We start from the raw sequence: 2,847 nt of genomic DNA on the forward strand, positions 1-2,847 counted from the left end.
CCGGCAACGTGAAGGTCATGCGCGACGCGCTGGAATGCTCGCACCGGGGCTGGGGTGTGTCGGTGATCATCGGCGTGGCGCCCGCCGGGGCCGAGATCAGCACGCGGCCCTTCCAGCTGGTCACCGGGCGCGTGTGGAAGGGCACGGCCTTCGGTGGTGCCAAGGGCCGGCGCGACGTGCCGCGCTTCGTGGACTGGTATATGGATGGCAAGATCGAGATCGACCCCATGATCACCCACAAGCTGACGCTCGACCAGATCAACGACGGGTTCGACCTGATGCACCAAGGCAAGTCGATCCGGGCGGTGGTGGAGTTCTGAGCAGAATTGGAGCGGGCTCGGCAAGCATGTATGCTCGGTTCGGCGAGGCTGGAGTGGCGGAGCCAGTGCAGGCAAAATGGATACTTCGGGTTGACCAGTAAACGACACGACCATCGAACCCCGGGCTTTGAGATGCCTCGTATCCCCCAAATAATGTTGGTCAAGATCGCCAAAGCGATTGACCGCTTTCATAAATTGCTGTGGGAGCCGTGCTACTCCTGCGTCGGCGGTGATGGCCGCTTTGATGAACCTTGCGCGACTACCCGACCGTCAGCTCCGGGCCGAGGCTGTGTGGAAACTCCTGCACCACGGGGAGGCCAAGTGCTGGAGTGTTCGCGATGGGGGTTGGCGGCTGCTTGTGGTCTGGGAGCCCACCAAGGGCGCGGGTGCCGGGTAGCTTGACCGGTTTTGGGGGCGGCTTTCACCCAGTCAGGCGGGAATTGCCGCCATCAGCCCCTTGATCCCGACCAGGGCGACCATTCGCTTGATGTTGTAGGCCAGCACGTTGAGCGCCATCTCGGTGCGGACGTTCTTCAGCCTCCGGGTCAGGAAGTGGGTGGCGCCCATCCATGCCTTGATGGTGCCGAACGGGTGCTCGGCTGTGCAGCGGCGCAGGGTCATCGGTTCGGCGTCGCTGCGCAGGCGGTCGTGCATCTCGTCCACCAGATGCTCGTATTCCCAGCGGGTGATGCGGCGTTCGTTGCCGGTCGTGCAGCGTGATTTCACAGGGCAGTGTCGGCATTCGTTGGTCCAGTAGCGTGCGACCCTGAGCCCGTCTTCCTCGCGCGTGTAGCGGTAGGTGAGCTCGTCCCCTGTCGGGCAGATGTAGACGTCGCGGTCGGCGTCATACCTGAAGTCGGCCTTCACATACATGCCCTTGCTGCGATTGCCGGAGGTCTCGGGGCGCGGCATGGTCACCGTGATGCCAGCCTTGTCGCAGGCGGCGATCTCGGCGCCGCTGAAATAGCCCTTGTCGGCCAGGGCATGCAGCGTGTCGCGCCCGAGTGCCGCCTTGGTGGCGAGCGCCATCGGGCTGAGCTGGTCGCGGTCGAAGCCCTGGTTGGTGACCTCGTGCGTGACGATGATGTGGGTCTCGGTGTCCACGGCGCCCTGGACGTTGTAACCGACCAGACCGCTGTGCCGGGCGCTGGTGGCCATGGCGCGGGCATCGGGGTCTGTCAGTGATATCTGGCCGTCCGGCGCGTCGGCCAGCGCCTTGTCCATCGCTTTCAGCCGGTCGATCTCCTGCCGGATGCGACCGTAGCGGCGGGCCAGATGCGCCACCTTCCCGGCTCGCGCCTCACCCTCTTCCTGCCGGTCGATCCGCACCATCTCGTCGATGTAGCGCGCGACATCGGCTTCCAGATGGGCCAGGCGGCTGGCGATCTTGCCCTTGGTGAAGTTTCTGTCGCGGTTGTTGACCGCCTTGAACTTGCTGCCGTCGATCGCGACGCAGTCCCCCTTGAGGACGCCGATCCGGCGGCAGAGCTCGACGAACTGCGCACAGGTCCTGCGGATGGCGGGGCCGTTGTCGCGCCGGAAATCGGCGATGGTCTTGTGGTCGGGCACCAGCTTGCCCGTCAGCCACATCACCTCGACATTCCGCCCCGCCTCGCGCTCCAGTCGCCGGCTCGACGGGATCCGGTTCAGGTAGCCATAGATGAAAAGCTTGAGCAGGACGGCCGGATGATAGCCGGGCCGACCCGTCCGCGCAGGCGCGGAACGCGCGAAGCCAAGGCCCGGCAGGTCGAGCTCATGAACGAAGAGGTCGACCACCCGGACCACGCTGTCCTCGTCGATCCAGTCCTCAAGCCGATCCGGAAACAGCACCGTCTGCTCCCGAGCGACCCCCTCGATGAACCCTGCCATGCCACCCCTCCCGCCACGTTATGAGGGTACCACAGCACCACGGCTTTCCACACAGCCTCGGCCGTGGCGACAGCCACGGTCGAGGAGGGCTCGATCATCGACCTCGGCGACGCGCGCTTCGAGGTGCTGCACCTTCTAGGCCACGCCCCCGGCCAGGCCCGACTGTTCGAGCCCGCCACGGGCCTGCTGTTCGGCGCCGATGCGGTCTATGACGGCCCGCTGATCGCCGACGGGCCGGGCATGGACCGGGCCGCCTATGCCCGCACCCTGCGCCGGCTGCGCGGCCTGCCCGTCACCCGTGTACATGGCGGTCATGACGGCGATTTCGACCGCGACAGGCTGCACCGCATCATCGACGATCACCTCACGCCTTGGGATGCGTGACCCCGGCCCCGCGCCCGGACGGCGTCGCCGGACGCGCGCCCGTCCGGCTGCGGAAAGGGCGGGGCTGACAGGGCCGCGGCCGCCGGCCCAGCCCTCGCAGCACCGGACCGCGCGGTCGCGCAGCCCGGCCGCGGGAACCGGCCGCCCCGGGCCCCGACATTGGGGCGCAGGCGGCCGGGGTCGGGCCGGCCGGCATGCCGGTCGGCTGCGCGTTGCGGCCCGCCCCGCGCTGGACCGCCGCCTCAACCGCGGGCGTGCAACACGCGGCCGATGA

General features: G+C 67.6%; 2 protein-coding genes and 1 pseudogene. 2 read left to right on the forward strand and 1 reads right to left on the reverse strand.

The genetic code is table 11. From position 1 onward, the window contains the following. Positions 1–320: pseudogene (locus tag EA346_RS00075) on the forward strand (S-(hydroxymethyl)glutathione dehydrogenase); the annotation flags it as partial. 429 nt (positions 321–749) lie between these two features. Here EA346_RS00075 and EA346_RS00080 read toward each other — a convergent pair. Next, complete coding sequence (locus EA346_RS00080; protein WP_296754074.1) at positions 750–2,189, reverse strand: IS1182 family transposase; 1,440 nt, start codon at positions 2,187–2,189, stop codon at positions 750–752. A gap of 63 nt (positions 2,190–2,252) precedes the next feature. On the opposite strand from EA346_RS00080, the gene EA346_RS00085 reads away from it, so the two are divergent. After that, positions 2,253–2,573 carry an MBL fold metallo-hydrolase gene (locus EA346_RS00085; RefSeq protein ID WP_296754076.1) on the forward strand — a complete coding sequence of 107 codons (321 nt, stop codon included), beginning with the start codon at positions 2,253–2,255 and terminating at the stop codon, positions 2,571–2,573. Positions 2,574–2,847 lie beyond the last annotated feature (274 nt).

It is taken from the genome of Thioalkalivibrio sp. (assembly GCF_007692535.1).
In the GTDB taxonomy this organism is placed as follows: domain Bacteria; phylum Pseudomonadota; class Gammaproteobacteria; order Ectothiorhodospirales; family Ectothiorhodospiraceae; genus Thioalkalivibrio.